Raw genomic sequence first — 24996 nt, 5'->3', positions numbered from 1 at the left:
ATGAGCGACTGGAAACCCAAACGATTCTGGACCCAAAGCGCAGTGGTCGAGGCTGAAGGCGGCTTTACCGTCGAGCTGGATGGCCGCCGGGTGAAAACGCCCGCCAAGGCGGGTTTGATCGTGCCTACGCAGACCATGGCGCAGGAAATTGCCGCCGAGTGGGACGCGCAGGAAAAAGAAGTCGACCCGACCACCATGCCCTTCACCCGCTCTGCCAATGCGGCCATCGACAAGGTGCACTATCAGCACGCCGAAGTTGCAGACATGTTGGCTGATTACGGCGATTCGGACTTGTTATGTTACCGTGCGACGCACCCGCAAGAGTTGCAGCAGCGGCAAGCCGAGCAATGGGACCCGGCGCTGGATTGGGCGGCAGAGACACTCGCTGCGCGTTTGGTCCCCGTTGCTGGTGTGTTGCACAGACCTCAGGACACGTCGACCCTGCAGAGCTTGAGGCAGCGTGTCCATGATTTCAATGACTTCCAGCTTGCAGCCTTCCACGATCTGGTCAGCCTGTCCGGGTCGCTGATCCTTGGGTTCGCCGTTTCGGCCAATTGGCGCGCGGTGGAAGACATCTGGGAAATTTCGCGGCTGGACGAACTTTGGCAAATTGAACAATGGGGCCATGACGACGAAGCGCATGCTGCGTCCGAAGTCAAACGCGCCGCGTTCCTACACGCCAAACGGTTCTTTGATCTCTCGGTTTGAGCCCTGACGCCTGAAATTCCGCCAAAGACGCGGACATCTGCAAGGTGATCCATCGTTTTCGCTGATCCGACCCTTGACGTTTGTTTATGAATGCGACCAAACTCAAGCCCACTAAAGGGGAGACACCTTTGGGGAAACCTTTCCGGTGCCAAAGGTGCCGGACAGAACCGTCTCTGGACAGGGGCGGAAAATCAGGAAGAGGTAAAAATGAAAAAATCCGTAATTTTGGGCGTGGCGACAGTTGCCGGCCTGGCTGCAGGCGCAGCGACAGCGGGGACTGTCGATGATGTCAAAGCGCGCGGTAAGCTGAACTGCGGTGTGACCACCGGTCTGGTTGGCTTTGCTGCACCCGATGCAAATGGTGAATGGAAAGGCTTTGACGTTGCGGTCTGCCGTGCTGTCGCAGCAGCCGTTCTGGGCGATGCAAGCGCCGTCGAGTTTGTTCCGACAACTGGTAAAACCCGCTTTACTGCGCTGGCCTCGGGTGAGATCGACATGCTGGCCCGTAACACCACGTGGACGTTCAGCCGCGACGTGGACCTGAAGTTCGAATTCGTAGGCGTAAACTACTACGACGGTCAGGGCTTCATGGTTCCCAAGGCGCTGGGCGTCAGCTCGGCCAAGGAACTGGACGGCGCAACCGTCTGCATCCAGACCGGCACCACCACCGAGCTGAACCTGGCGGACTTCTTCCGCTCGAACAACATCAGCTACGAGCCGGTTCCGATCGAAACCAACGCTGAAGCGCAGCAGCAGTATCTGGCTGGCGCATGTGACGTTTACACCACCGACGCATCTGGTCTGGCCGCAACCCGCGCCACATTCGAAGATCCGTCGGCGCACGTCCTGCTGCCCGAAATCATCTCGAAAGAGCCGCTGGGCCCGCTGGTCCGTCACGGCGATCACGAGTGGGGCGACGTTGTCCGCTGGACTCTGAACGCGCTGATCTCGGCTGAAGAGCTGGGCGTGACCTCAGCCAACATCGACGAGATGGCCGCTGGCACCAACAACCCGGAAGTGAACCGTCTGCTGGGTACCGAAGGTACTCTGGGCGAGATGCTGGGTCTGGATGCTGACTGGGCTATGAAAGCGATCAAATCGGGCGGCAACTATGGCGAAGTCTTCGCGCAGAACATCGGCGAAGAAACTCCAATCGGTCTGGCACGCGGTCTGAACGCACAGTGGACCGATGGCGGCCTGCTGTACTCGCCGCCGTTCCGCTAAAATCCATTGAAAAGGGCGCGGGGTTAACCTGCGCCCTTTTTCCAAAACAGAATGCTACGGACTGCTCGGGAGCGGGGAAAACCCTGCCGGGAAGGAAGCGTCCGAAAAGCACGGGGATCCCATAATATGTCGACTATGACTGACCCACCGAAAGCTGACTTTCGGTTGTCTATGCTCATAAACGATACCCGCTATCGCTCACTTACTTTCCAGGTGATTGCGGCAATCGTCATTGCGCTTTGTATTTGGTATCTGGGTAATAACCTGATCCAGAACCTTCGGGCCGCGGGGCTCAATATCTCCTACACATTCCTGGGCGACCCTGCCGGGTATGACATCAACCAGCGACTGATCGAGTATGACAGCCAGTCTTCGCACGGAAGAGCGGCTGTTGTCGGTATTCTGAACACCCTTTTGGTTGCGTTTTTGGCATGTATTACGGCCACAGTGTTTGGCGTAATCGCAGGTGTGCTGCGTTTGTCGAACAACTGGCTCGTTTCCAAGCTGATGGCTGTGTATGTTGAGATTTTCCGGAATATTCCGGTTCTCATCTGGATCATCATCATTTTCACCATCATGACGGCAGTTTTGCCGGGGCCGCGGGCTTTCCGAGGCGACAACCCGACTTCAAGCATGCTGTTTGATTTGTTCGCCTTCACCAACCGTGGCGTCTATATTCCCCGCCCAGAATTTACAAACGGCTTGTTTGGCGCGACGGTCTTGAATTGGCTGCTGGTTGTCGTGGTTCTGATCGGATCCTGGTTCGGATCTCGTGAAATCGAGAAACGTGCCACTTTGAAGCAAGAGCAAACCGGCGAACGGCCCAAAACTCTGGTCGTCAAGCTGGCAGTTTGGCTGGTACCGTTTGCTCTGTTGATGGTTTTGATGGGATTGACTTGGGATGTCCCGGCGCTGAAAGGCTTTAACTTCAGCGGTGGAATTAAGGTCGGTGGTCCGCTCATTGCGCTTTGGTTCGCATTGTCGATCTACACCGGTGCCTTCATCGCGGAAAACGTCCGGGCGGGTATCCAAGCGATATCGAAAGGTCAGACAGAGGCAGCCGCCGCATTGGGTCTGCGTCAGGGTCGGATCATGAATCTGGTCATCTTGCCTCAGGCTTTGCGGGTCATCATCCCGCCGCTGATTTCGCAGTATCTCAACATCACCAAAAACTCGTCTCTGGCGATTGCGGTGGGTTACGCGGACATCACTGCGACGCTGGGCGGTATCACGTTGAACCAAACGGGTCGTGCGATTGAATGCGTCTTGCTGCTGATGCTGTTCTATCTGACAGCCTCTCTGATGATCTCGATGGTGATGAATATCTACAACGCATCCGTCAAGTTGAAGGAGCGCTGAGCATGGCTGATCAAACAACAAACCCGATCGCCTTTGTGGCTGAAGGAACTATTCCTCCTTCTCCACCGCCGGCAAACCAGACGGGTATTGTCAAATGGCTGCGCGAGAACTTGTTCTCGGGTGTCACAAACACGATACTGACAGTTCTATCCATCTTGCTAATCTATGTGCTTCTCAAGAACACGTTGCCATGGATTTTGAACGGCGTGTGGAACGCGGACTCGCTTGCTCAATGCCGCGAGATTCTGGATGGAAAAACCGGTGCGTGCTTTGCAGTTCTGACCGAACGCTGGCATCAGTTGATCTATGGGTTCAAATACCCTGCAGAAGCTTATTGGCGTCCAAATCTGGCCTTTGTGCTTATGTTGGTGGCGCTGGCGCCGGTTCTGTTTTTTGACCTACCGCGCAAACTTCTGGTGTTCACGGCGCTGTATCCCTTCATCGCCTTCTGGCTGATATGGGGTGGCAGCATTCTGGTTCCAATCGTGGCGCTGCTTGGTTTTGTTGCCGCGGGTGTCGTTTTCCAGAAACTTGGCCGTAACAGCTTTGCCGCTGGGTTCTTTGGCGCGATAGTGGTGGCTCTGATCGTTTGGAATATCGGTGGGGCTCTGATCCCGGAAGGTGCAAACGAAGGTGCTATGCTCACCGCCGTTCCAAGCCGTGATCTGGGTGGCTTTATGCTGAACATGATGCTGGGTTTGACCTGCGTATCGCTTTCAGTGCCGCTTGGGATCGCTCTGGCGCTGGGTCGTCAGTCGTCGATGCCGCTGATCAAATGGGTCTGTGTCATCTTCATCGAATTCATCCGTGGCGTGCCTTTGATCACGCTGCTGTTCGTGGCTTCGGTGATGCTGGCCTACTTCTTCCCGCCTGACAGCACGGTCGACCTGTTCCTGCGTGTTGTGATCATGATCACCATGTTCTCGGCCGCCTATATCGCCGAGGTGATCCGGGGCGGTCTGGCAGCGCTTCCACGTGGGCAGTACGAGGCAGCAGATAGCCTTGGTTTGGATTACCCGCAGGCGATGCGCCTGATCATCCTGCCGCAGGCTCTGAAGATCTCGATCCCTGGTATCGTGAACGTGGCCGTGGGCCTGTTTAAAGATACCACACTGGTTTCGGTCATTTCGATGTTCGATCTGGTGGGCATGATCCGGGGACCCATCCTAGCGTCAACCGAATGGAACGGCGTCTATTGGGAGCTTCTGGGCTTTGCCGCGCTTCTGTTCTTCGTCGTCTGCTACGGCATTTCTCAATATTCCCAGTGGCTCGAGCGTCGCCTTGCCACGGACCATCGTTAAGGAGTTCAACACATGTCTGAACTTGCAATTGAACGCGAAATCGACCGCTCGAAGATGCAGGTGAGCGACGAGGTCGCCATCGAAATCAACGGCATGAACAAGTGGTACGGGTCTTTCCACGTGCTGCGCGACATCAATCTGACCGTCAATCAGGGCGAGCGGATCGTGATCGCGGGGCCATCAGGGTCGGGCAAATCCACGCTGATCCGCTGCCTGAACGCGCTGGAGGAACATCAGCAGGGCACGATCATCGTGGACGGGACCGAGCTGTCGAATGACCTGAAAAACATCGACAAGATCCGGTCCGAGGTTGGTATGGTGTTCCAGCACTTCAACCTGTTCCCGCACCTGACCATTCTGGAAAACTGCACGCTGGCCCCGATCTGGGTGCGCAAGACGCCCAAGAAAGAAGCCGAAGAGCGCGCGATGCATTTCCTTGAAAAGGTGAAAATCCCCGATCAGGCGCTGAAATACCCCGGCCAGTTGTCGGGTGGTCAGCAGCAGCGTGTGGCGATTGCGCGATCGCTTTGCATGATGCCGCGGATCATGTTGTTCGATGAGCCCACATCGGCGCTGGACCCCGAGATGATCAAAGAGGTGCTCGACACCATGATCGAACTGGCCGAGGAAGGCATGACCATGCTGTGCGTCACGCACGAGATGGGGTTTGCCCGTCAGGTCGCCAACCGTGTGATCTTTATGGATGCCGGTCAGATCGTGGAACAGAACGAACCCGAAGAGTTCTTCAACAACCCGCAGAGCGAACGGACCAAGCTGTTCCTCAGTCAGATTTTGGGTCACTGATCCGGCGAAAATCCAGGAAAGGGCGGGGCTTCGGCCTCGCCTTTTTCTATTCCAGCAATTCGCGCGGTGTGGTGAAGCCCATAACATCCCCACTTCGCCAGTCGATATCTGCCCAATCCTTGATGCTAAACTGGATCACGGTAGTCGCACATGTCGGATAATCCAAGAAACGTGGGTGATCTGGGGGACGACGAACGATCCGGCGGGCGAACTCGCATATGCCCGAGTTGTGGCCTAGCATCATGACCGTTGGCTGCGTCGCGCCCGACAGTTCAATCAGCATGTCTTCGGGTTCGGCCAAATATAGCGCGCGGTGAAAGCAAATCCTGTCGGCATTCAGCCCCATGCGATCCCATGTTTCACGCGTCCGGATTGCCGTAGAGCTGAGTACTTCGTCCGGCGTCCATCCGTGTTCATTCAACCACCTGCCAATGGCGCGTGCAGATTTCCGGCCGCGTTTGTTCAGGGGGCGGTCATGATCCTCGAGCGTTGTATCGCCCCAACTGGATTTTGCGTGGCGGGTAAGGATCAGAGTCAGGCTCATGATGGGTGGAACGCTTTCATATGATGGGCGGACTGCTCGGGGTCGCGATTGGCGCCGGCGCTGACAGGGCAGGACAGACGTGCAAGGCAGCCTCCGGTCATGCAGGTTTGGCCCTCGTCTGTGGAGAGGTGCGCATGGCATGCGCCCACGTCATAGAATTCCTGATCGTTCAACGCGCCCACGGGGCAGGTCGAGGTGCAGGGCGCGGCACAGGTGGTGCACGGCGAGGGTGCTACCGCCTCGGGTATCTCGAACTCCTGCGCGAAATGCAGCGCACCCCGGTATGAGATCATCATACCCACGGTGTCATGCACCAGCGCGCCCACCGGGCTGCTGAAGGTTCGCCCGGATTTCAGCGCCCAGTCGATGAAAGGTGCATAAGGTGGGCCGCCGAAAGGGAAATGCGCATCAGCCCCCAGATCAAGCGCCATTTGTCCAATCACGCGGGTTGACCAGCGGTCGACAGGATCGGGGCCGTTCCATTCCGGGGCCGCTTTCAGGACCGGCCAAAAGCCTGGCCCCGCGCCCAACAGAACCAGAGTGCCACCGTCCAGCCCCTTGGCTCCGCTGGTACGGGGATGGGTCGCGCCCATGGTGATTAACCCGGCCTGATGCGCGACACGTCCCACCCAGCCATAGCTGATAGCCGCTTTATAGGCTGAGGCGGGGGCTTGTCGCGTCATCTCTTCTCCGCTGTGGGGGGGTCAGTCGGGGCGGATCAGTGACCCTGCGCCGTGTTCGGTAAACAGTTCCAAAAGCACCGCGTTGGGCGCGCGACCGTCGAGAATGACCACCGCCCTTACGCCGCTGTGCAAAGCATCCAGCGCCGTTTCAGTCTTGGGGATCATACCGCCTGCGATCGTACCTTCCATGGTCATCTCGCGGATCTGACCGGCCTTCAGTTCGGTTACGACTTCGCCCGCAGCGTTCTTGACGCCCGAAACATCGGTCAGCAGCAACAGGCGATCCGCTTTCAGTGCCGAGGCAATCGCGCCTGCGGCGGTATCGCCATTGATGTTCAGCGTCTCTCCGTTCCGGCCTGCACCCAGTGGCGCGATCACCGGGATCACATCATGCGAAAACAAGTCGTGCAGGATTTTCGGGTTCATGTCCGCCGGAGAGCCGACAAAGCCAAGGGCCGGATCGGCTTGATCGCAGACCATCAGGTTGGCATCTTTGCCCGACAGGCCCACAGCCGAGCCGCCCTGATCGTTGATCGCCTGGACGATGCGCTTGTTCACAAGGCCAGACAGGACCATCTCGACCACTTCGACGGTGGCTTTATCGGTCACGCGTTTGCCGCCTACAAATTCGGACTGGATGTCCAACTTGCCTAGCATTGCGTTGATCATCGGGCCGCCACCGTGGACGACCACCGGGTTCACACCGACCTGACGCATCAGTACGACGTCGCGGGCAAAGCTTTCCATCGCCTCGTCGCTGCCCATGGCGTGTCCGCCCAGCTTGATGACGACAATGGCATCGTCATAACGCTGCAGATACGGCAAAGCGCTGTTCAAAGTGGCGGCGGTGGCGATCCAGTCCCGGTTCATATCTCTTGTCTTCATGGCTGCTGTCCCTCTGGCATTCCGTGTTAGGGCCTTTGCCCGGTGCTGCCAAGGGGCAAGCTATTCCAGATGCGCAATGATAGAGCGCAGCGTGGGAATCCCGTCGCCCTTTTCGGACGAGGTCAGCACGATTTCAGGGAAGGCGGCAGGGTGTTTCGACAGCGCTCCGCGTACCTGATCCAGAACCTTTTCGCGCTCGTTGGCTTTGACCTTGTCGGCCTTGGTCATCACGCATTGAAAGGTCACGGCGCTGGTATCCAGCAGCTTCATGATCTCGGCATCCACCGGTTTCACCCCATGGCGCGAGTCGATCAGAACAAAGGCCCTGCGCAGCGTTTGACGTCCGCTCAGGTATTGTTTCAGCAGACGCTGCCATTTTTCGACAACCTTGACCGGCGCATTGGCATAGCCATAGCCGGGCAGGTCGACCAGATACAGCTCGGGGCCTTGGGTGAAAAAGTTGATCTCTTGTGTGCGGCCTGGCGTGTTCGAGGCACGCGCCAATCCCTTGGTGCCGGTCAGCGCGTTGATCAGGCTGGACTTGCCCACATTCGAACGCCCGGCAAAACACACCTCTAGCCGGTCTGGCGCGGGCAAGCCGTTCATGGCGACCACGCCTTTGACAAACTCGGACTCGCCGGCAAACAGTTTGCGGCCACGCTCTTGCGCGAACTCATCCGGTGTTTCGGCTAAGGGAAAGGGCAGGGTGGTCATAGCAGTTGAACCTTGTCACCGGTTTTGACCTCGCCACCCCTTATCACCTCGGCGTAAACACCGAAATCCTGATGATCCCAGGTATTGAGCGCCGCCAAAGTATCGGCATCACGTGCACCTGTATCGGGGTTGGCAGTCGTCGCAAGGCATCGGGTGATACGCTCGCGGACATGCAACACAGCCTGCCCGATCTGTACTTCGCGGCCGAGCCATTCGAATTCTTCCCACAGGGGCAGCCCGTCGAACCAGATATTACCGCGCCAGCGTATCGGGGAAAGTTCTTGCCCCAACTTCTGCTCGACCGCGCGATGTGTGGCCAAGTTGCACAGGCTAATCGACGGGAAATCGCTGTCCGTCATCCCTCGTCCAGGCACTCGGACGATTCGGGCCGAGGCCGCACGATCCGCAGGCATCAGCGGCTTGACCCAATCCAGAAAGGCATCTTGTTGCGTGTCGGGCTGAAAGTGCAGCTCGGGTCGTTCGGGATGGGTCAGTGTGACGGTATCACCTTCGGTACGGGCCGAGATTGCCATCAGCGACGGTGCTTTGGCACCGCGGCTGAAATTGGCACAAGGTGCCCATTCGGTTCCATCCGTTTTCGACGCTTCATGCGCGACGGCCCAAACACGATCCCCGGGCATGGTTTGCCCGGGGCTCAAAGTGACGGTCTGCACGGCCTCGCGGCCATGGCTTTTGATCGGATGTCGCCAGAGGTTGGTTACTTCACCTGTCATTTGTCATCCGTCTTCGGTGTTCGTTTGAAGCTTGATTTGATGTTTCCGAACACGTCCGGCTTGTAGCCTTGGCTACGCATGATCAGGTATTGCTGGGTAAATGTAATCGTGTTGTTCGCAATCCAGTAGACCACCAGGCCACTGGCAAAGCTGCCAAGCATGAACATAAAGACCCACGGCATCCACGCAAAGATCATCGCCTGAGTCGCGTCAGTTGGTGCCGGGTTCAGCTTTTGCTGCAGCCACATTGAAACACCCAGCAACAGCGGCAGAATACCGATGAAGATCAGCGCCATCAGTGTATCGGGCTGCGGACCGGCCCACGGTAGCCAGCCAAAGAAGTTCAGTATCGAGGTTGGGTCTGGCGCGCTGAGGTCCTGGAATGGTCCAAACCATGGGGCCTGACGCAGTTCGATCGTGACAAAGATCACCTTGTACAGCGAGAAGAAGATCGGAATCTGCATCAGGATCGGCAAACAACCTGCGGCGGGGTTCACCTTTTCCTTCTTGTACAGCTCCATCATGCCTTGCTGCATCTTCTGGCGGTCGTCGCCTGCGGCCTCCTTCAGGGCTTCCATCTGCGGCTGCAGTTCCTTCATCTTCGCCATCGAGACGTAGGATTTGAATGCCAGCGGGAAGAGGATCGCCTTGATGATCAGGGTCAGGCCGATAATAGACCAGCCCATGTTGCCGATCAGAACGTTGATGTTGTGCAGCAGCCAGAAGATCGGCTTGGTCAGAAAATAGAACCAGCCCCAGTCGATGCTGTCGATAAACTTCTGTACGCCTTCGGCTTGATACTCACGGATGGTTTCCCATTCCTTCGCGCCTGCGAACAGTTGGGTGGTCACTTCTTCTGTCGCGCCGGGGGCGACGGTCAGTGTGGGCAGGACTGTCTCGGTCTGATAAATCTTGCGGCGGGCGTCGTATTTCGCAGCAGCCTTGAAGGTCGCACCTTCTTCGGGGATCAGAGTGGTCATCCAGTAATGATCAGTGAAGCCGACCCAGCCGCCTTCCTTGACCTGGAAGACCTCGGCTTGCGCGCGCTCGTTCGGGTCGATGTCAAAGTCGCGGACGTCGCCATAGTCGATCTCGTCCAGCACGCCGTCGGCCATAACCATGACCCCTTCGTGGAGGATGAAGAAATTCTTCAGGTCGGGCAGGTCACCGTCTTCACCGATGCCGTGGCGGGCCAGAATGCCATAGGGGGCCATGCCCACCTCGGCCTGCGTGTTGTTTTCCACCGATTGGGTGACGTCGAACATATAGTTTTCGTCCACCGAGATTGTGCGGCGGAAGGTCAGGCCGTTGCCATTGTCCCATTTCAGCGTGACCGGCGTGTCGACGCCCAACGTCTCACCGCTTTCCAAAGTCCACAACGTGTTAGGGCCCGGGACATCGGTGCCCGCAACACCTGCGCCAGGTGCCCAGCCGTACAGCGCATAATAGGCCGATTCCGATCCGACCGGGGACAGCAGTTCCACAATCGGCGCGCCTTCTTCGATCGAGACTTTGTAGTCCTTCAGGAATAGCTCATCGATGCGGCCACCTGACAGGGAGAGGCTGCCCTCCAGACGAGGTGTGTCGATCACAATGCGTGGTGCTTCGGCATCGGGCAGCGTTTCTTCTGCAGCAGCTGTCGCCTCACCAGTCGTGCCCGCGTTTGTGGCGCTGGGCGTCTGAACCTCGGTCGCGTCGGTGGCGCTGATTTCAGCCTGATCGGGCAGCGCGGTTTGTTCCGGCGGTGGGAACAGCACGAACCAAACAAGGATCACGAGAAAGCTGAGCGCGGTTGCGAGGATGAGATTCTTATTCTGATCGTCCATCTGGGACAGCCACCTTAAGCAGTGAAACACACCCGGTGGGTTCAACAGAGTGCAGCCCCAAAGGTCAAGCGGATTCGCCCGTCAAACCGTCGCGGATTGGGTTTTTCATGCGGAATTGGCCGATCAAGAGCCAGTTTGCCGCCCTATCTTGGGAACTCCATTCACCTTGTTCTGATGCGCTGCGATCCAGTCCAGCGTTTTTTCGAATGGCATGGGTTTTCCGATCCCAAAACCCTGAACGTGATCGCATCCCAACTGGGCCATCAATGCATGCTCTCCCGGAGTTTCCACACCTTCAGCCAGAGTTTCCAAATTCAGCCGTTCCGCCATTGTGAGAATGGCACTGACCATTTGCTGCTGGCTGGCGTCCTTGTCCGCCTTTGTCACAAAAGAACGATCAATCTTGATGCGCGAGACGTCAAAACGTTTGATCGACGCGATCGAGGCATGACCTGTACCGAAATCGTCAAGGTCAATGCAACAGCCCAGCTTTGACATACTTGTCACGTTGCGGGTGATCACGTCATCCTGTCTGCGAGAAAACACTGTCTCAAGCACTTCTACGGCCAATCTGTCCGGGGTCAGATCATTCTGATCCAATTCCCATTTTAGCCGATCAATGAGTGTGGGATCCCGTAACTCGTCCGATGAAAAGTTGATCCCGATCCGCGGCACTATAACCCCGGCGCGATCCCATTTTTGCATCGCTGTGAACGCGTGGTAGCGCATGGCCTGACCAAACCGCTCCATCAGCTCGGCCTGCTCAGCGAAGGGCAAGAAGATATTCGGACCCAGCACGCCCTTTTGCGGATGCTCCCACCGGGCCAGCGCCTCGAATCCGGTCACGCGTCCGGTATCGGTCGAGACTTGCGGTTGGAACCATGGACGGATTTCTCCGCTGTCCAGAGCCGCGTCGAACTCTTTACGTAAATTTGCACGAATGCGCGATCGACGACGCGTTTCGTTGGAATAAGCGCGTATGGTCGAGGGCCCATTTCTTTGCGCCTCTTCCAGCGCGGATGAGGCTGCATCGATCCAAATTTCGAATCCGCCGTCGCGTAAAGAGGTTAGCAAGCTGAACCCGATCGAGCATGAGACGTAGATTCCAGAACCATTGAGGGTCAAGGGCTCTTCAATGGCAGATTGGATACGACCGGACATCTGAATGCAAGCCTCAAGGTCAAGGTGCTTTGATGGCCGCAAGCCAATGGCAATCTTGTGCGGGTCCAGCTGCGTGGCAATATCCTGCGCACGGATGGCAGATAAAACGCGGGCACAGAATTGTTCTGCCATATGGTTGGCCGCCGCATTCCCGTGCAGATCAATAAATTCGTCAAAGTTGTCCAAAGCGACGATCAGGCAGGCGGATTCTTCGCGGATATTGCGCGCCGTTTGATAGAACCCCTCGATTTCCGAGGCGAAACTGCCGATAGATTTAAGGCCGTTGGCTTCGCTTCGGTCTGCGTGTGACTTAGCAGTATCTGCAGCCGTCAGGATGATTGCTACTAGAACCGGTAGGGACAGGGCCACGATGACCAGGGCGCGTTCCCCGCCGATCCAGAAGGCAGCGAGGCTGATCGCAGGGATGAAAGCCAAGGCCTGAGGGCCGCTGAGTACGGTTGTCAGGACATTCAGAACTCTGCTGACAGAGATATTTTTCCACATCAGATTACGGGCCTTTTTCTTGGGCGTCGCACGCTGTGGTCAACCCTAGAAAAGCAATCTGAGTCAGACGTTAACGCAGATGTGGAATTTCGTCAGCAATTTTGCCTTTTTCGCCGGGTTCTAAAGAAAGCCCTGCGAAATCAAACAATTTTGGGTCCAAAAGATGAGACGGCCGCGCGTTTGTCAAAGCGCGGAACATCACTTGTCGCCGACCGGGGCTGTTCTTTTCCCACTGGTCGAGAATCTGTTTCACCTGCTGACGCTGCAACCCGTCCTGACTGCCGCACAGATCGCAGGGGATGATTGGGTAGCTCATTGCGTTGGCGAATTTCTCGCAATCGGCTTCGGCCACATGGGCCAGCGGGCGGAACACGAACAGGTCGCCTTCTTCATTCACCAGTTTCGGCGGCATTGTCGCCAGACGTCCGCCGTGGAACAGGTTCATGAAGAACGTCTCGAGGATGTCGTCGCGGTGGTGCCCCAATACGACGGCGGAACAGCCTTCCTCACGCGCAATACGATAGAGATTGCCACGGCGCAGGCGCGAGCAAAGTGCACAATAGGTGCGGCCCTGGGGAACCTTGTCCATCACGACAGAATAGGTGTCTTGATATTCGATCCGGTGGGGTACGCCCATCCGTTCCAGAAACTCGGGCAGGACAGTGGCGGGAAAACCGGGTTGCCCCTGATCCAGATTGCAGGCCAGCAGATCGACGGGCAGAAGACCGCGCCATTTCAGCTCATACAGCACTGCCAGCAGGGTATAACTGTCCTTGCCGCCTGACAGGCAGACCAACCAACGCGGAGGTTTGCCATCTTTGTCATGGGCCGACGGGTCCACCATCCCGTATTGCTCGATGGCTTCGCGGGTTTGGCGCACGATGCGCTTGCGCAGCTTCTTGAACTCGGTGGTCGAGGGCGCGCCGGCAAAGAGCGGGTGGATATCGTCAGCTTCGTCAAACATGCGCAGCCCCTACAATAGTTGGCGCAACCGGGCAAGGGTGACGCTTAGCCCAGCCGTGCGAGCAAGGCATCTGTGTCCAGCCCCCGTACTGATCCGGACACCCGCCCGCTGTCACCTGTCAGGCGCGTCGCGATGAACCCGTCGGCCACGGCGGATGGGGCGTTGCGCAACAGTAGCGAAGCCGTCAGCAACAGAGTGGTGCGTTCAGCAAACCAGCGCGCCTCGGGTTCAGAGGGCAGGCCAGGCCATTGGTCACGATAGGTTTGCAAGGCCGCGTCATAGGCGCGGTCTGCGCCGCGCGCGGTCTCCAGTTCGGCCTGCAAAACCTCGGCGGCCAAAGGCTCACGCGCCAGCGTTCGCAGGATATCAAGGCAGATCACATTGCCCGATCCCTCCCAAATGCCATTCAGGGGTGCCTCGCGGTAGAGTAGGGGAAGGGGCGTGTCCTCGACATACCCCATGCCGCCCAGAACCTCCATCGCTTCGACTACGACCACGGGGCAGCGTTTGTTGTTGAGGAACTTGGCCAGCGCAACACCGAAACGGGCAAAGGCGCGGTCTTCGGAGGTTTGCCCGTCAAACGCCTGCGCAACGCGCATCCCGAGGGTCAGCGCGCCCTCCCAATCCAGCACCAGATCACTTAGAACGGCGCGCATCAGGGGTTGGTCGATCAGGCGGCGCTGAAAGGCGTTGCGGTGGCTGACCCAGTGATGCGCCGAAGACAGAGCAGCGCGCATCAGCCCGGCGGGGGCCATTGCGGTATCAAGCCGAGTGTGATGCACCATCTCAAGGATCGTGCGAATGCCCGCGCCCTCGTCGCCCAACTGATATGCTAGGGAGTCGTGATATTCGATCTCGGCCGAGGCGTTGGCGCGATTGCCCAGCTTGTCTTTCAGGCGCATCAGATGGATGGCGTTGCGCTCGCCCTCCAGCCAGCGTGGCACAAGGAAACAAGTCAGCCCGCCCGGGGTCTGCGCCAGCGTCAGGAACCCGTCCGACATCGGGGCCGAGCAGAACCATTTGTGCCCGCGCAACCGCCAATGATCACCGTCCCGCGTGGCGGTGGTGGTATTGGCGCGGACATCCGAGCCTCCCTGTTTTTCGGTCATCGCCATGCCCAGCGTGGCGCTGTGTTTCTGCGCTATCGGCTGGATTGTGGGATCGTAAGTATGCGCGCTCAGTTTGGGCATCCAGCGTTGGGCAATATTGGCGTCGGCTTTTAACACAGGCACCGCCGCATAGGTCATGGTCAGCGGACAGCAATGACCGGGCTCGATCTGGCTGGCCATATAGACCATTGCGGCGTGGGTCGCATGGCCGCCGGGGTCGCCATCCCAGGGCAAGGCAGCATATCCGGCAGATTGACTGATCTGCATCATCTGGTGATAGGTCGGGTGAAAATGAACTTCGTCCAGCCGTCGCCCACCCCGGTCAAACAGACGCAGTTCCGGAGCGTTCCGGTTCGCGTCGCGCGCGGCCTCTTGGGTTTGAGCGGCACCCAACCTGCGCCCATAGGCAGACAGTGGCTCATAGCGCCCGTTCGCGCGGCTCATACAGACTTGCAGCACCGGGTCCGAGGCCCAGAGGTCGCTATCGCCAAGCTCGGGCGGTTGGTTCAGAACGTCATGGGTTGGCAGGGTATCGCGGGCGCGTGTCGTCATGGGCCGAGTGTCGGGCCGGGTTTGCACTTGGTCAAGCCTGACCTAGCGGTGGTCGGACTCATCCGGCACCGGGTCATATCCGGTGCCTCCCCACGGATGGCATCGACCAATACGGCGCGCGGTCAGCCATGCACCTTTGATGGCCCCATGCTTTTCCAGCGCTTCGAGCGCATAGGCCGAGCAGGTGGGTTGATAGCGGCAATTGTGCCCGACCCATGGGCTGAAGATCAGGCGATAGGCCTTGACGGGCAGGGCAAAGACGCGCGCCAGCGGGGTCATTTCCGGTCACTATGGATTTTGCGCAGGGCATAGCGCAGATCGCCCAATAGCGCGTCATGGGGGCGGTTCGCCGTCACCTCGGCGCGGCCAATCAGGACATAGTCCCAGCCGTCGTGGCCATGCACCCGCAGAACGGCCCGTGCGGCTTCGCGCAGGCGACGCTTGGCGCGGTTGCGGGCGACGGCATTGCCCACCTTCTTGGAGCAGGTGAAACCGACGCGAATCCCAGATCCTTCGTCCGGGGCGCGTTTGCGGGCCTGCACCATCATCGACGACGTCCCCTGCCGCCGCGCGCGGGCGGCCTTCAGGAAATCGGATCGCTTTTTGAGGATGATCAAAGGTTCAGACACACAAACGGACGCCGCCGGAGGCTTTCTGGGTTGGTGTGAACCATCCTCAGGGGCCTCCGGCGGCGTCATGTTCATAACCTGAAAGGTCGAGCGGCTTACGCGCTCAACGACTTGCGGCCGCGTGCGCGACGTGCGTTCAGGATTTTGCGGCCGGCCTTGGTGGCCATGCGCGCGCGGAAACCGTGGCGGCGTTTGCGAACCAGGTTCGAAGGCTGATAGGTGCGTTTCATCGCTCCGTCTCCAATCTATAGCGGTCGGGTGCGGCGCAGATTCGCCTTGCCCTAGTGTTCGAAGCCCGTCCTCTACTGGGTGGCGGGGGGTAAGTCAAACCCCTAGGTGGGGGTTTTGCTGCCTTTTGCAACAATTCTGTAACCGCCACAGTTGAAAAGTTTCAATTTGACGGTTTTGCCGCCTGAAACCCTCACATTCCCTACCGTAAACATCAAGGCGGCGTGAGGCCCCTGTTGCAGCGCTGCGCGACGTCGCATGTTGAGCGTAGATGAAACGCACAAAACCGGACATAGACATGAGCGATACAACTCAGGCCCCCCGCAGCGGGCTTGCGCGCCATATTCCATTGTTGGTGATTCTTGCCGTAGCCGTGGCGGGGTTCTTCACTTTGGGCGATTACCTGACCTTTGAGACCCTGCGCGACAATCGCGAATCCCTGCTGGCGTGGCGGGATGCGAATTATTGGGCCATGGCAGGTGCATTCGTGGCAATCTATATTGTGATCGTCGCATTCTCATTGCCCGGTGCCGCCGTGGCTTCGATGACAGGCGGGTTCCTGTTTGGCCTGTTTGCGGGCACCGTGTTCAACGTTTTCGCGGCCACCATCGGCGCATCGGCGATCTTTCTGGCGGCGCGCTGGGGGTTAGGAGAGTCTCTGACAGCGAAACTGGAATCCTCGGAAGGAACGGTCAAAAAGCTGAAGGACGGGCTGCGCGAGAACGAAATCTCGGTCCTGTTCCTGTTGCGCCTTGTACCGGTGGTGCCTTTCTTTGTTGCAAATCTGGTGCCTGCGCTGGTGGGAGTGAAGTTCCGCAATTTCCTGTTCACTACCGCGCTGGGCATTATTCCGGGCGGCATCGTCTATACTTGGATTGGCGTTGGCCTGGGGGGTGTGTTTGACCGGGGCGAAACACCGGATGTGTCCTTGTTGTGGGAGCCGTTCGTGATTGGGCCTATCATTGGCTTGTGTGTACTGGCGGCATTGCCCATCGTGATCAAAGCTGTGCGCGGCAAAAAGGACGCCTGATCTTATGCAAGAATTGAAGACGGATATCCTGGTGATCGGCGCCGGGTCGGGTGGCCTGTCGGTTGCGGCCGGGGCCAGCCAGATGGGCGCGGATGTGATCCTGCTGGAGGGTCACAAGATGGGTGGAGACTGCCTGAACTTTGGTTGCGTGCCTTCGAAGGCGCTGATCGCCAGCGGTAAGGCGGCTTATGGGCAGGCGCATTCATCCGCGCTGGGCGTGGCCGATGTGGTGCCGCAGGTGGACTATGCCGCCGCCAAGGATCACGTGCATGATGTGATCGCGCAGATTGAGCCGATGGACAGTCAGGAACGGTTCGAAGGTTTCGGCGTCAAAGTGATCCGCGAATATGGTCACTTCGTGTCGCCCACGCAGGTGCAGGCGGGCGATCATCTGATCACCGCGCGCCGGGTGGTGATTGCGACCGGCTCGTCGCCGTTGGTGCCGCCGATCCCCGGTCTGGATCAGGTGCCGTATTGTACCAACGAGACGATCTTCGATCTGCGCGACAAACCCGAGCATCTGCTGATCATCGGCGGCGGCCCGATCGGAATGGAGATGGCGCAGGCCCATATCCGTCTGGGCTGCAAAGTCACCGTGATCGAGGGGATGCAGGCGCTGGGCAAGGACGACCCCGAGGCGGCAGAGATCGTGCTGGACTCGTTGCGCGCCGAAGGTGTCGAGATTCACGAGCAAGCCATGGTCGCACAGATTCGCGGCGCGGACGGCAAGGTCGAGGTTGTGACCGAGACCGGCCAGATCTACTCGGGCTCGCACCTGTTGTTGGCCGCGGGGCGCAAAGCCAATACTGACCGGTTGAACCTTGAGGCGGCGGGGATCGAACCTACGCGCACCGGTATCAAGGTGGATGACTCGCTGCGCACCACAAATAAGAAAGTCTATGCCATCGGCGATGTCGCGGGTGGGCTGCAATTCACTCATGTCGCGGGCTATCACGCGGGCATCATCATCCGGTCTGCGCTGTTTAGTCTGCCCTCCAAGGCGAAAACCGCGCATATACCATGGGCCACCTATACCGATCCCGAATTGGCGCAGGTTGGTCTGACCGAGGCGCAGGCACGCGCGCAGCACGGTGACAAGGTGGAATTCGCGCGCTTTGATTATCACCACAACGACCGCGCCATATCTGAGCGCAAGACGAAAGGCTTCATTAAGGTCATGGTCGTAAAAGGGCGCCCGGTGGGTGCGACAATCGTGGGCCATCAGGCGGGTGAGTTGATCAACTTGTGGTCTCTGGCATTGGCCAATAACCTAAAGATGGGACAGATAGCCGCGATGGTTTCGCCCTATCCGACGATCGGAGAGCTTAACAAACGCGTGGCAGGTGCCTATTTCTCGCCAAGGCTGTTTGAGAATCAGACAGTTAAACGAGTGGTCAGGTTCGTCCAGCGCTGGATGCCCTGACCGGGAGGAGAGTGCAAAGTGAACTCGCTGTCGGGCCGATTTCTGATCCTGACCACGGTCTTCGTCATGTTGGCCGAGATCCTGATCTTTGTCCCCTCGATTGCTCGGTTTCGCGAGGACTTTCTGCTCAACCGGCTTGAACGCGCCCAAATTGCGTCGCTGGCGCTGCTGGCAGATGACATGCTAGCCGATGATCTTGAGGCCGAATTGTTGGCCAATGCGGGTGTTTACAACGTGGTATTGCGGCGCGACGAGGTGCGGCAACTGATGCTGTCCTCGCCAATCCCTCAACAGATTATCAAGACATTTGATCTGCGAGACGCGACCCCCTGGGTTTTGATCCGCGACGCCGTGGCGCGCCTGTTCACGCCGGAAAACGAGATCATCCGAGTGATCGGAGAACCTGTCAAAGGGGCGGGTTTGTTGATCGAGGTGACCACTGACAGCAAGCCGTTACACATGGCGATGACAGATTACGGCCTGCGGATACTTGGCCTGTCCTTTGTAATCTCAATCATTACTGCGTTTTTCTTGTTCCTTGCCGTGCGGGTGGTTCTGGTTCGTCCGATTAAGGGCGTCGTCGGATACATGCAGCGCTACGCGGGTGCGCCCGAAGACGCGCGGGGAATCATTTCCCCCAACTCTAAGGTAACCGAGCTGCGCGAGGCGGAAGAGGCGCTGCAACAGTTGCAGACCGAACTGACCCAGGCTCTGAAGCAACGCGAGCGCCTTGCTCAACTTGGTGGTGCGGTGGCCAAGGTCAGCCACGACCTGCGGAATATCCTGACGTCGGCTCAGCTGTTCACGGACAGGATCGAATCCAGTGATGACCCACTTGTGCGCCGTATGGCTCCTAAACTGGTAAATTCGATTACGCGTGCTGTCTCTCTCTGTGAAGGGACGCTCGCGTTTGGCCGGGCTGAGGAACCTGCGCCGACTTTGACGGTGGTCCCCCTGCATACTATCGCCGATGACGTCGTAGCCAGCGAACAGTTAGCTGTGGCGGACGCCTGCGTTGAGATCCGAAACGATTTGCCTGAAGATTTGGTTGCGCGAGCAGACCCAGAACAGATTTTCCGAGTTATCATGAACCTAGTCCGAAATGCCCGTCAGGCACTTGTGGCGTCGGGCAAGCCGGGGAAAATCACGATTTCGGGCTGTGAGTATGAGAACAGCTGGTGCGTCGAGGTCAAAGATACCGGTCCCGGTCTTCCGCCCAAGGCCCGTGAAAACCTGTTTACACCATTTCAGGGGGGCGTGCGCAAAGGAGGATCGGGGCTTGGTCTGGCGATTTCGCAGGAGCTGGTGCGCGGACACGGTGGAGATCTGCTGTTATCCGAAACCGGACCGATGGGAACGACCTTTGAAATCCGTCTCCCGCGGGGCGACGTGACTTTTTGATTTTTTTTTACAGAATCGGCTTGCACGTATCTAACGCCGGGTCTAAACACCGCCTCACCAACGCGGACCGATAGCTCAGCTGGATAGAGTACTTGACTACGAATCAAGGGGTCGGGGGTTCGAATCCTCCTCGGTCCGCCACTTGGTGCATTAAATCATTGATTTGCAGTAAGAAAATTTTTGGGGGCGCGACTCGCCTGCCAACCTACCCGCCAATCTCAAATTACATTAATACCTCAAGTTCTTAATCCCTTCTTACAGGCAATCAATCTGCTCCTGCGCAGCATCGATTTTACCCACAAAAAATGCCTCGACGAAGTGGGGCTGGAAAACTCAGGGTGAACCAAGTCTTTGCCCGTTTGCATGTCGCTCCAGCGCCCGCTGCATACGGATGCGCGTTTGGGCTCAGAGCAGCCGTCCGCTGCGTTGTGTCTGAACGACCGCTTTGCGGACGAAGCCGACCTTGACCAGACCGGCGTATGAGGAACGCTTCCGCCCCTAAATGGACACCAATGTGTCCGACACCGGGAGGCCTCTTGATCTTAAGTTTTTGTTCATACAAAAGTGATTTAGTTTTTTGGTCGAGTTGAACTTAGCTGTGCATACAAGATTAGGGAGTATTGAGAATGATTGGCCGGTTCGGATTGCTTCTTAAGCTCTGTGGTGTTCTTGTCATTCTGACACCTGCCGCCAATGCGGATACCATTATGCACTTGGGTCGGGAATGGCCGGCGCCAAAAGGGTTTGAAGGTGTCTGCTCGAGTTATCCGCCAATTTGTCAAAAATCACCGCAACCTCATCAGATTACTGATGCTGAGTGGAAGAAGATAAAAAAGGTAAACCAAAGCATTAACCAAAAAACTCCGCAGGTGTCTGATAAGAGCCAGTATCATGTTCTGGAAAAGTGGGCACTGCCCTCACAACTTGGCGGAGATTGCGAAGACATCGCGATGCTCAAGAAGATTGAACTTCAGAAAATGGGCGTCTCTCCAGATCACTTACTTCTCGCTGCAGTGTTGGATCTTCACCACGAAGGTCATGCTGTATTAGTCGTTAGAACATCCAAAGGAGATTATGTGTTGGACAACCTGACCAACCGGGTGCTGCCTTGGAATAAAACCCACTACGCATTTATCGAGGCACAAGACCCTAAAAACCCAGCGCGATGGGATATTGTCCTGCAGGATCGATGACCTGCAATCTGGGAAACGTCAAAGCTGAAGGCACAAAGCAATCTTATAGAAATTCAGGTTTTGGAGGGAAAATTTAAATGAAAGACATCATTCGTGTTATTGCGGCCAGCGCCATATTCGTTGGCCCTTTGGCGTCAACTTCTGCAATTGCATTGAGCGACGACGAAAAGACTGCTTTGGCCGCTGCGGCCATTCTGGGAATTGCTGCTTTGGCACATAACAAGAACCACTATCACGAAGGCTATGAACCAAAAAATTCTGAGGCAAAAGCACAGTTTGAACGTGGCTACAGAGATGGTCTCCACAACGAACCATATGACTCCAGGCACAGCGGAATGAATTATGGGCAGGGATACGACGCCGGACAAACGCGGGCTCAGCCTGGTGGATCATCGGAATGAAGTGGAGAGACCGTGATCCGTTCGCGAACGTGAATACCTTCGCGCTGGACGCCGATCCATCCACGGAGAACTGCTCCTCAGTGAGTGCATCTATGTCGCCGTCTGGCCCTTCTGGCAGGGTCCCGGGAGTGACGTGTTGAGACGCGCCTGCCAACGTTGCCCAAATTGCCACAACCATAGTTGCGACACTGGTTCTCAAAAACATCATACGATACTCCTTTTTGGCGTTCACATTGCTGCACTTGCGAGGGTCAGCCTGATGGTGGAAACAGGAGCGACAATGGTCACACAGACCGACAGCTTCACATTTTTCAGCATTCCCTACCGTTGATAATGAGGGCGCTCTATCGACGCCGATCCAGGATGATCGATAGCATGACAAGCGCTACGCCGAGCGCCGCAAAGATAAATGTCAGAGGCAAGAAGAGGCTCTCCTGAAGGACTCCTTCTGCGTTGACATCGCCATAGAAAACCATCTCCCCAAGCCATGAAAAGCCAACCAAAGCAAGACTGGCAAGGCCAAAGATGCGCAGTCTATTCCTCATGAATCACACCTATTTTCAGACCACAAAACCTTTGGAAGGAAGGATAACCGTTTACACTGGTTTTACGTGACAAGACCCCTGCAGTACACCCGGTACGACGGGTAAGTTAGATTTTTGGAGTCCCCCGTACATTTATTCTGGCAGGGCGCCTGCTTTGCGAAGGGCATCTGAAATCAACAACGCACCAAATCCGAGGGCATTACTCGAAGACGTAGCCCAGGCCACAATCGACATGTCTCGGTCCGCGAATGCGGCCACCTCAGACTCAAAACCAAGGGTTTGACCGCCGTGGCCCCAAAGATTGTCCCCTTTCATCGCCAGCCCCAGCCCGTATCCGGCTAGCGCCGGATGTGTGGTTTGAATGGTATTCATCATTTCTGACAGCGTTTCCGGTTGCTGGAAGAGTTCACCTGCGACAAGCGCTTCAATGAAGGTATGCATATCGTCGACGGTTGAAATCAAAGCGCCAGCAGCCCACCCCTGAGTCATGTTCCAGTCGGTCGTTTCGTAGTGGTCGCCTTCAAGGAATGACCGTGGCAATCCAAACTCAGGCCTCGGAATACCGTTCCATATATAGGTCTTGTTCATGCCAAGAGGTCCGAAGATCCGCGTTTCGAACGACTTTCCAATCGGCTTTTTCTCCAGTTTCTCGATGACCATCCCGAGAAGCACGTATCCTGTATTGCTGTAACTCCAGGAACCTTCCGCACCAGGCGGAAAATTCGGCTCCCCATGTTCTATGACAAAATCAACCATCTCTTGTGGTTCAAGCGGACGCGCAAGAGCGTCACGGCTTGTGGTGGCGCCCTCCATCAGACCTGGCGACCAACGGTAATTGCCCTTTTCGATTTTGCTTCGGATGCGCAATTTTGGCTGTTCCTTCTGCACGGCAGCCAAAGAATTTGCGCAATTGCGGCGAAATTTGTGCTGTGTGGCGCGCAGCGAGAAAATCAAATTCACAAGTTGGGTTCGGAGCGGCCATTTGAAAGATTTGGTCGAGTTAGTTGGCCTGTCAAACCCACCAACGACGCTCAAACGGGACGGAACTGCCATCTTGCCTTGACGACTAGTCCGGTCAGGCCAGCGCAGTCTCCAGGCGGTCAAGCGATGCCTGCGGCCACACCTCATCGAACTTGTAGAACTCCTCGAAGATGGGAATGTCCTTGCTTAGTGGCACCCAGGCTTGCTTGCTGGTTGTGAATACCTGCACGTCGGGAGGGCAATGATCCGGTTCGTCCAGAGTTCCGACTCGCACGTACCTTAGCTTGCCGAGGCGGATCATATAGCTACTGAACACGGCGACACCGCAATCGCGGCAACGAGTGATAATCTGACCTTTTCCACTCGGAGTAGGAAGCTCATGTTCTGTGGTGGGTCCCTCGAATTTTACCCGATCGGCCTCGATTATTGCGTTCAATACATAGGCTGCTCCGGTCTGTCGCTGGCATTCGTTGCAGTGGCAGCAGTGCACGAACATTGGTGGTGTCGTCATTTGATATGTTACGGCGCCGCAGCCGCATTTCCCCTTAAGCATCTCATCCTCCAAACGGCTGATTCAAACTGCGATCAACGACTTCTATTCGACTAGGTCGTAGTGCTTGATCGACCGTGACTCGACCAACTCTGCCTCTGCAGGATCGATGTGTGGGCTCTGGTAGTCCTCGCCGACAAATGCCTTCAGTGACTCCAGGCTGTCCCACACCATGACAAAGCTGAATTCCCTTGGTGTATCGGTGCGCGGGGCTCCAGGAAGCACATTAACGATGCCCTTGGTGCCCTTCATCAAGGGCATCGCAGTTTCATGAAAGAACTTTCCGAACTCTTCCTCTTTGCCTGGCCTGGTTACGACTTGAAATATGCGCATGATCATTCATCCGTCCTCCGTAAGGTGCGGTTCTTGGATGCATGAGCGCCTCTATTTTTACACTATACCACTTCACGACAAGTTTGTCCGCTTCGGGCTCGGAGCGGACATTTCGTGGAATCTGCTCAATATCTGCTTTGCGGGACTTTCCTGACCTTCGCGGCGCATCGTACCAAGGTCAGCTTCCAAGAGATAGAGCTGTTTTTGGACCCTCTGTGTGCAGCCTCCGCTGCCATGATTGCGAATATCAATACGCCAACTCGACGGATGGCGAAACTGAGCTTTCAAGCTACAAAGTCGGGTGTCCGCCGCCTGCTGCCAATTATCTTACCCAAGAACCGGTTCCCGCTTTTTTTCGAGCGGGTCCGTATATGTAAGGGGGGGATCAAGACGCACGACACGTGACGGACACGGCGCATAGCCGAGAGTATCCGGAACACGAAGGCGCCGGTTTTGCGTGGCCTGCAGCCCTTACCACTCCGAGATTCGGACGTTCCGATATGATACCGAGACGTTGTCGGTGTCAGGGATATTCTTGGCACCGAAGAGGCCATATCTGAACTGAATCTCGCCGCCCTCGGCCATATTGGGTCTGCCAGATGAGTCGGCAATAACCTTTCCATCACATTCGACCACAAACACACCGGGCGTTTTATCCTTGAGGGATTTGCGCGGCGTAGAATCGTATTGGATGCGCACAGAGACCTTGTGCCAGTCACCGAAATCGTCCGCAGAGATGCAGTCGCGTGCTCGGAAGGTGTAGCCATCATTATTCAGTTCGAAACCATAAAGCATATCGGCGCCCGTTTCGAATTGGCCGACGGTCAAACGTGCGTTGAGTGCATTGTAGCTGAAATCCTCCGGAATGAAGATCTCCCACTCGTACATACGCCGGTCTCCGGCGCCAGATGACGATGTTTCGAAGTACTCGATCCTGTTTCGGGAGCGGCCACAATCTGAGGTGTTGCGTTGTAACTCGTCAGAAAAATATTCACGATCGCTGCACTCGCCAGGAAGAAGCCGGAAACTCTCACTTCCGTCCGCATGGCGAACAGGGGCATCTGCACGAGGTGTGGTCAAATCGAAACTCTCGGCAACAGCCGAGTTGGCGAGAAGCAATGCAATTGAAATTGCAAGAATGCGCGGCGGCAGGCCCGCACGTGCAGTTCGCATTAGAAGATGGTTCGCTGTTTTCGTCACACGTTTCATC

27 protein-coding genes and 1 tRNA gene are annotated in these 24996 nt (G+C 56.9%); 11 read left to right on the top strand and 17 right to left on the bottom strand.

Annotation, left to right across the window (positions count from 1 at the left end):
• The 5 genes from ABWV79_RS20350 to ABWV79_RS20330 all read left to right on the top strand — a co-directional run bounded on the left by ABWV79_RS20350 (position 1) and on the right by ABWV79_RS20330 (position 5396).
• Positions 1–708: an ATP12 family chaperone protein gene (locus tag ABWV79_RS20350; RefSeq protein WP_353394386.1), complete on the top strand. Its 708-nt coding sequence runs from the start codon at positions 1–3 to the stop codon at positions 706–708.
• 207 nt (positions 709–915) lie between these two features.
• Positions 916–1932 carry an amino acid ABC transporter substrate-binding protein gene (locus ABWV79_RS20345; protein WP_170356663.1) on the top strand — a complete coding sequence of 339 codons (1017 nt, stop codon included), beginning with the start codon at positions 916–918 and terminating at the stop codon, positions 1930–1932.
• 126 nt (positions 1933–2058) lie between these two features.
• Positions 2059–3291 carry an amino acid ABC transporter permease gene (locus ABWV79_RS20340; RefSeq protein ID WP_170356662.1) on the top strand — a complete coding sequence of 411 codons (1233 nt, stop codon included), beginning with the start codon at positions 2059–2061 and terminating at the stop codon, positions 3289–3291.
• 2 nt (positions 3292–3293) lie between these two features.
• A complete protein-coding gene (locus ABWV79_RS20335; RefSeq protein ID WP_353394382.1) occupies positions 3294–4592 on the top strand; it encodes an amino acid ABC transporter permease in 1299 nt (432 codons plus the stop codon).
• Between the two features lie 12 nt (positions 4593–4604).
• Entirely contained in the window at positions 4605–5396 is a 792-nt protein-coding gene (locus ABWV79_RS20330; RefSeq protein ID WP_353394379.1) for an amino acid ABC transporter ATP-binding protein, read from the top strand.
• A gap of 46 nt (positions 5397–5442) precedes the next feature.
• Here the strand turns inward: ABWV79_RS20330 and ABWV79_RS20325 are convergent, their stop codons facing one another.
• The 12 genes from ABWV79_RS20325 to rpmH all read right to left on the bottom strand — a co-directional run bounded on the left by ABWV79_RS20325 (position 5443) and on the right by rpmH (position 15931).
• The gene (locus ABWV79_RS20325) at positions 5443–5940 is read right to left on the bottom strand and encodes a SixA phosphatase family protein (protein ID WP_353394376.1); all 498 of its coding nucleotides are present in this window, start codon (positions 5938–5940) and stop codon (positions 5443–5445) included.
• The gene (locus ABWV79_RS20320; protein ID WP_353394373.1) at positions 5937–6623 is read right to left on the bottom strand and encodes a ferredoxin; all 687 of its coding nucleotides are present in this window, start codon (positions 6621–6623) and stop codon (positions 5937–5939) included. The genes ABWV79_RS20325 and ABWV79_RS20320 overlap by 4 nt, the downstream gene beginning before the upstream one ends.
• 21 nt (positions 6624–6644) lie before the next feature.
• Entirely contained in the window at positions 6645–7508 is an 864-nt protein-coding gene (gene argB / locus ABWV79_RS20315) for an acetylglutamate kinase (protein WP_353394370.1), read from the bottom strand.
• Positions 7509–7568: 60 nt separating this feature from the next.
• On the bottom strand, positions 7569–8222 hold the full coding sequence (yihA, locus tag ABWV79_RS20310; RefSeq protein WP_170356657.1) for a ribosome biogenesis GTP-binding protein YihA/YsxC: 654 nt from the start codon (positions 8220–8222) through the stop codon (positions 7569–7571).
• On the bottom strand, positions 8219–8956 hold the full coding sequence (locus ABWV79_RS20305) for an MOSC domain-containing protein (protein WP_353394367.1): 738 nt from the start codon (positions 8954–8956) through the stop codon (positions 8219–8221). Before ABWV79_RS20305 ends, yihA begins: the two co-directional genes overlap by 4 nt.
• A complete protein-coding gene (gene yidC, locus ABWV79_RS20300) occupies positions 8953–10782 on the bottom strand; it encodes a membrane protein insertase YidC (protein WP_170356655.1) in 1830 nt (609 codons plus the stop codon). Before yidC ends, ABWV79_RS20305 begins: the two co-directional genes overlap by 4 nt.
• Positions 10783–10905: 123 nt before the next feature.
• Positions 10906–12447 (bottom strand): putative bifunctional diguanylate cyclase/phosphodiesterase, encoded by a 1542-nt coding sequence (locus ABWV79_RS20295; RefSeq protein ID WP_353394365.1) that lies wholly within the window; start codon positions 12445–12447, stop codon positions 10906–10908.
• Between the two features lie 70 nt (positions 12448–12517).
• Complete coding sequence (ttcA, locus tag ABWV79_RS20290; RefSeq protein ID WP_353394363.1) at positions 12518–13411, bottom strand: tRNA 2-thiocytidine(32) synthetase TtcA; 894 nt, start codon at positions 13409–13411, stop codon at positions 12518–12520.
• Positions 13412–13455: 44 nt separating this feature from the next.
• A complete protein-coding gene (locus ABWV79_RS20285; protein WP_353394361.1) occupies positions 13456–15072 on the bottom strand; it encodes an acyl-CoA dehydrogenase family protein in 1617 nt (538 codons plus the stop codon).
• Positions 15073–15114: 42 nt separating this feature from the next.
• Entirely contained in the window at positions 15115–15351 is a 237-nt protein-coding gene (gene yidD, locus ABWV79_RS20280) for a membrane protein insertion efficiency factor YidD (protein WP_170773663.1), read from the bottom strand.
• Positions 15348–15770, bottom strand: a complete 423-nt coding sequence (gene rnpA, locus ABWV79_RS20275) for a ribonuclease P protein component (RefSeq protein ID WP_353394359.1) — start codon at positions 15768–15770, stop codon at positions 15348–15350. The genes yidD and rnpA overlap by 4 nt, the downstream gene beginning before the upstream one ends.
• Before the next feature lie 26 nt (positions 15771–15796).
• Entirely contained in the window at positions 15797–15931 is a 135-nt protein-coding gene (gene rpmH, locus ABWV79_RS20270) for a 50S ribosomal protein L34 (RefSeq protein ID WP_005980833.1), read from the bottom strand.
• Positions 15932–16227: 296 nt separating this feature from the next.
• Here rpmH and ABWV79_RS20265 point away from each other — a divergent pair, with 296 nt between their 5' ends.
• The 6 genes from ABWV79_RS20265 (at position 16228) to ABWV79_RS20240 (ending at position 21377) form a co-directional block, all read left to right on the top strand.
• A complete protein-coding gene (locus tag ABWV79_RS20265; RefSeq protein WP_170356702.1) occupies positions 16228–16959 on the top strand; it encodes a TVP38/TMEM64 family protein in 732 nt (243 codons plus the stop codon).
• A gap of 4 nt (positions 16960–16963) precedes the next feature.
• Positions 16964–18382 (top strand): dihydrolipoyl dehydrogenase family protein, encoded by a 1419-nt coding sequence (locus tag ABWV79_RS20260; protein ID WP_353394357.1) that lies wholly within the window; start codon positions 16964–16966, stop codon positions 18380–18382.
• Between the two features lie 18 nt (positions 18383–18400).
• Positions 18401–19783: a sensor histidine kinase gene (locus tag ABWV79_RS20255; RefSeq protein WP_353394355.1), complete on the top strand. Its 1383-nt coding sequence runs from the start codon at positions 18401–18403 to the stop codon at positions 19781–19783.
• A gap of 64 nt (positions 19784–19847) precedes the next feature.
• Positions 19848–19924 (top strand) — tRNA-Arg (locus ABWV79_RS20250).
• Positions 19925–20409: 485 nt separating this feature from the next.
• Positions 20410–20976, top strand: coding sequence for a transglutaminase-like cysteine peptidase (locus ABWV79_RS20245; RefSeq protein WP_353394353.1), 567 nt, complete (start codon positions 20410–20412; stop codon positions 20974–20976).
• A gap of 77 nt (positions 20977–21053) precedes the next feature.
• Positions 21054–21377: a hypothetical protein gene (locus tag ABWV79_RS20240; protein WP_353394350.1), complete on the top strand. Its 324-nt coding sequence runs from the start codon at positions 21054–21056 to the stop codon at positions 21375–21377.
• A gap of 344 nt (positions 21378–21721) precedes the next feature.
• Here the strand turns inward: ABWV79_RS20240 and ABWV79_RS20235 are convergent, their stop codons facing one another.
• The 5 genes from ABWV79_RS20235 to ABWV79_RS20215 all read right to left on the bottom strand — a co-directional run bounded on the left by ABWV79_RS20235 (position 21722) and on the right by ABWV79_RS20215 (position 24995).
• The gene (locus ABWV79_RS20235; protein WP_170805382.1) at positions 21722–21922 is read right to left on the bottom strand and encodes a DUF3955 domain-containing protein; all 201 of its coding nucleotides are present in this window, start codon (positions 21920–21922) and stop codon (positions 21722–21724) included.
• A 132-nt stretch (positions 21923–22054) separates the two neighbouring features.
• The gene (locus ABWV79_RS20230; RefSeq protein WP_353394348.1) at positions 22055–22882 is read right to left on the bottom strand and encodes a serine hydrolase domain-containing protein; all 828 of its coding nucleotides are present in this window, start codon (positions 22880–22882) and stop codon (positions 22055–22057) included.
• A 115-nt stretch (positions 22883–22997) separates the two neighbouring features.
• Entirely contained in the window at positions 22998–23456 is a 459-nt protein-coding gene (locus ABWV79_RS20225) for a GFA family protein (protein ID WP_496906097.1), read from the bottom strand.
• A 42-nt stretch (positions 23457–23498) separates the two neighbouring features.
• Entirely contained in the window at positions 23499–23792 is a 294-nt protein-coding gene (locus tag ABWV79_RS20220; RefSeq protein WP_353394345.1) for an antibiotic biosynthesis monooxygenase family protein, read from the bottom strand.
• 465 nt (positions 23793–24257) lie between these two features.
• The gene (locus ABWV79_RS20215) at positions 24258–24995 is read right to left on the bottom strand and encodes a polysaccharide lyase family protein (protein WP_010443840.1); all 738 of its coding nucleotides are present in this window, start codon (positions 24993–24995) and stop codon (positions 24258–24260) included.
• Position 24996 lies beyond the last annotated feature (1 nt).

The sequence above is a fragment of the Ruegeria sp. HU-ET01832 genome, from assembly GCF_040371315.1.
Taxonomy (GTDB): Bacteria; Pseudomonadota; Alphaproteobacteria; order Rhodobacterales; family Rhodobacteraceae; genus Ruegeria; species Ruegeria lacuscaerulensis_A.
Note: the sequence above shows the minus strand (reverse complement) of the source record. Positions and strands in the feature narration are given on the sequence as shown.

Excerpts from the sequence above, each read along its gene's own strand:
- ABWV79_RS20330 (WP_353394379.1), top strand. The coding sequence starts at position 4,605 with ATGTCTGAACTTGCAATTGAACGCGAAATCGACCGCTCGAAGATGCAG.
- ABWV79_RS20345 (WP_170356663.1), top strand. The coding sequence starts at position 916 with ATGAAAAAATCCGTAATTTTGGGCGTGGCGACAGTTGCCGGCCTGGCT.
- ABWV79_RS20325 (WP_353394376.1), bottom strand. The coding sequence starts at position 5,940 with ATGAGCCTGACTCTGATCCTTACCCGCCACGCAAAATCCAGTTGGGGC.
- rpmH (WP_005980833.1), bottom strand. The coding sequence starts at position 15,931 with ATGAAACGCACCTATCAGCCTTCGAACCTGGTTCGCAAACGCCGCCAC.
- ABWV79_RS20320 (WP_353394373.1), bottom strand. The coding sequence starts at position 6,623 with ATGACGCGACAAGCCCCCGCCTCAGCCTATAAAGCGGCTATCAGCTAT.
- ABWV79_RS20265 (WP_170356702.1), top strand. The coding sequence starts at position 16,228 with ATGAGCGATACAACTCAGGCCCCCCGCAGCGGGCTTGCGCGCCATATT.
- ttcA (WP_353394363.1), bottom strand. The coding sequence starts at position 13,411 with ATGTTTGACGAAGCTGACGATATCCACCCGCTCTTTGCCGGCGCGCCC.
- ABWV79_RS20240 (WP_353394350.1), top strand. The coding sequence starts at position 21,054 with ATGAAAGACATCATTCGTGTTATTGCGGCCAGCGCCATATTCGTTGGC.
- ABWV79_RS20235 (WP_170805382.1), bottom strand. The coding sequence starts at position 21,922 with ATGAGGAATAGACTGCGCATCTTTGGCCTTGCCAGTCTTGCTTTGGTT.
- ABWV79_RS20225 (WP_496906097.1), bottom strand. The coding sequence starts at position 23,456 with ATGCTTAAGGGGAAATGCGGCTGCGGCGCCGTAACATATCAAATGACG.
- yihA (WP_170356657.1), bottom strand. The coding sequence starts at position 8,222 with ATGACCACCCTGCCCTTTCCCTTAGCCGAAACACCGGATGAGTTCGCG.
- ABWV79_RS20350 (WP_353394386.1), top strand. The coding sequence starts at position 1 with ATGAGCGACTGGAAACCCAAACGATTCTGGACCCAAAGCGCAGTGGTC.
- ABWV79_RS20335 (WP_353394382.1), top strand. The coding sequence starts at position 3,294 with ATGGCTGATCAAACAACAAACCCGATCGCCTTTGTGGCTGAAGGAACT.
- argB (WP_353394370.1), bottom strand. The coding sequence starts at position 7,508 with ATGAAGACAAGAGATATGAACCGGGACTGGATCGCCACCGCCGCCACT.
- yidD (WP_170773663.1), bottom strand. The coding sequence starts at position 15,351 with ATGACCCCGCTGGCGCGCGTCTTTGCCCTGCCCGTCAAGGCCTATCGC.
- ABWV79_RS20340 (WP_170356662.1), top strand. The coding sequence starts at position 2,059 with ATGTCGACTATGACTGACCCACCGAAAGCTGACTTTCGGTTGTCTATG.
- rnpA (WP_353394359.1), bottom strand. The coding sequence starts at position 15,770 with ATGACGCCGCCGGAGGCCCCTGAGGATGGTTCACACCAACCCAGAAAG.
- ABWV79_RS20220 (WP_353394345.1), bottom strand. The coding sequence starts at position 23,792 with ATGATCATGCGCATATTTCAAGTCGTAACCAGGCCAGGCAAAGAGGAA.
- ABWV79_RS20285 (WP_353394361.1), bottom strand. The coding sequence starts at position 15,072 with ATGACGACACGCGCCCGCGATACCCTGCCAACCCATGACGTTCTGAAC.
- ABWV79_RS20260 (WP_353394357.1), top strand. The coding sequence starts at position 16,964 with ATGCAAGAATTGAAGACGGATATCCTGGTGATCGGCGCCGGGTCGGGT.
- ABWV79_RS20215 (WP_010443840.1), bottom strand. The coding sequence starts at position 24,995 with ATGAAACGTGTGACGAAAACAGCGAACCATCTTCTAATGCGAACTGCA.
- ABWV79_RS20295 (WP_353394365.1), bottom strand. The coding sequence starts at position 12,447 with ATGTGGAAAAATATCTCTGTCAGCAGAGTTCTGAATGTCCTGACAACC.
- yidC (WP_170356655.1), bottom strand. The coding sequence starts at position 10,782 with ATGGACGATCAGAATAAGAATCTCATCCTCGCAACCGCGCTCAGCTTT.
- ABWV79_RS20245 (WP_353394353.1), top strand. The coding sequence starts at position 20,410 with ATGATTGGCCGGTTCGGATTGCTTCTTAAGCTCTGTGGTGTTCTTGTC.
- ABWV79_RS20305 (WP_353394367.1), bottom strand. The coding sequence starts at position 8,956 with ATGACAGGTGAAGTAACCAACCTCTGGCGACATCCGATCAAAAGCCAT.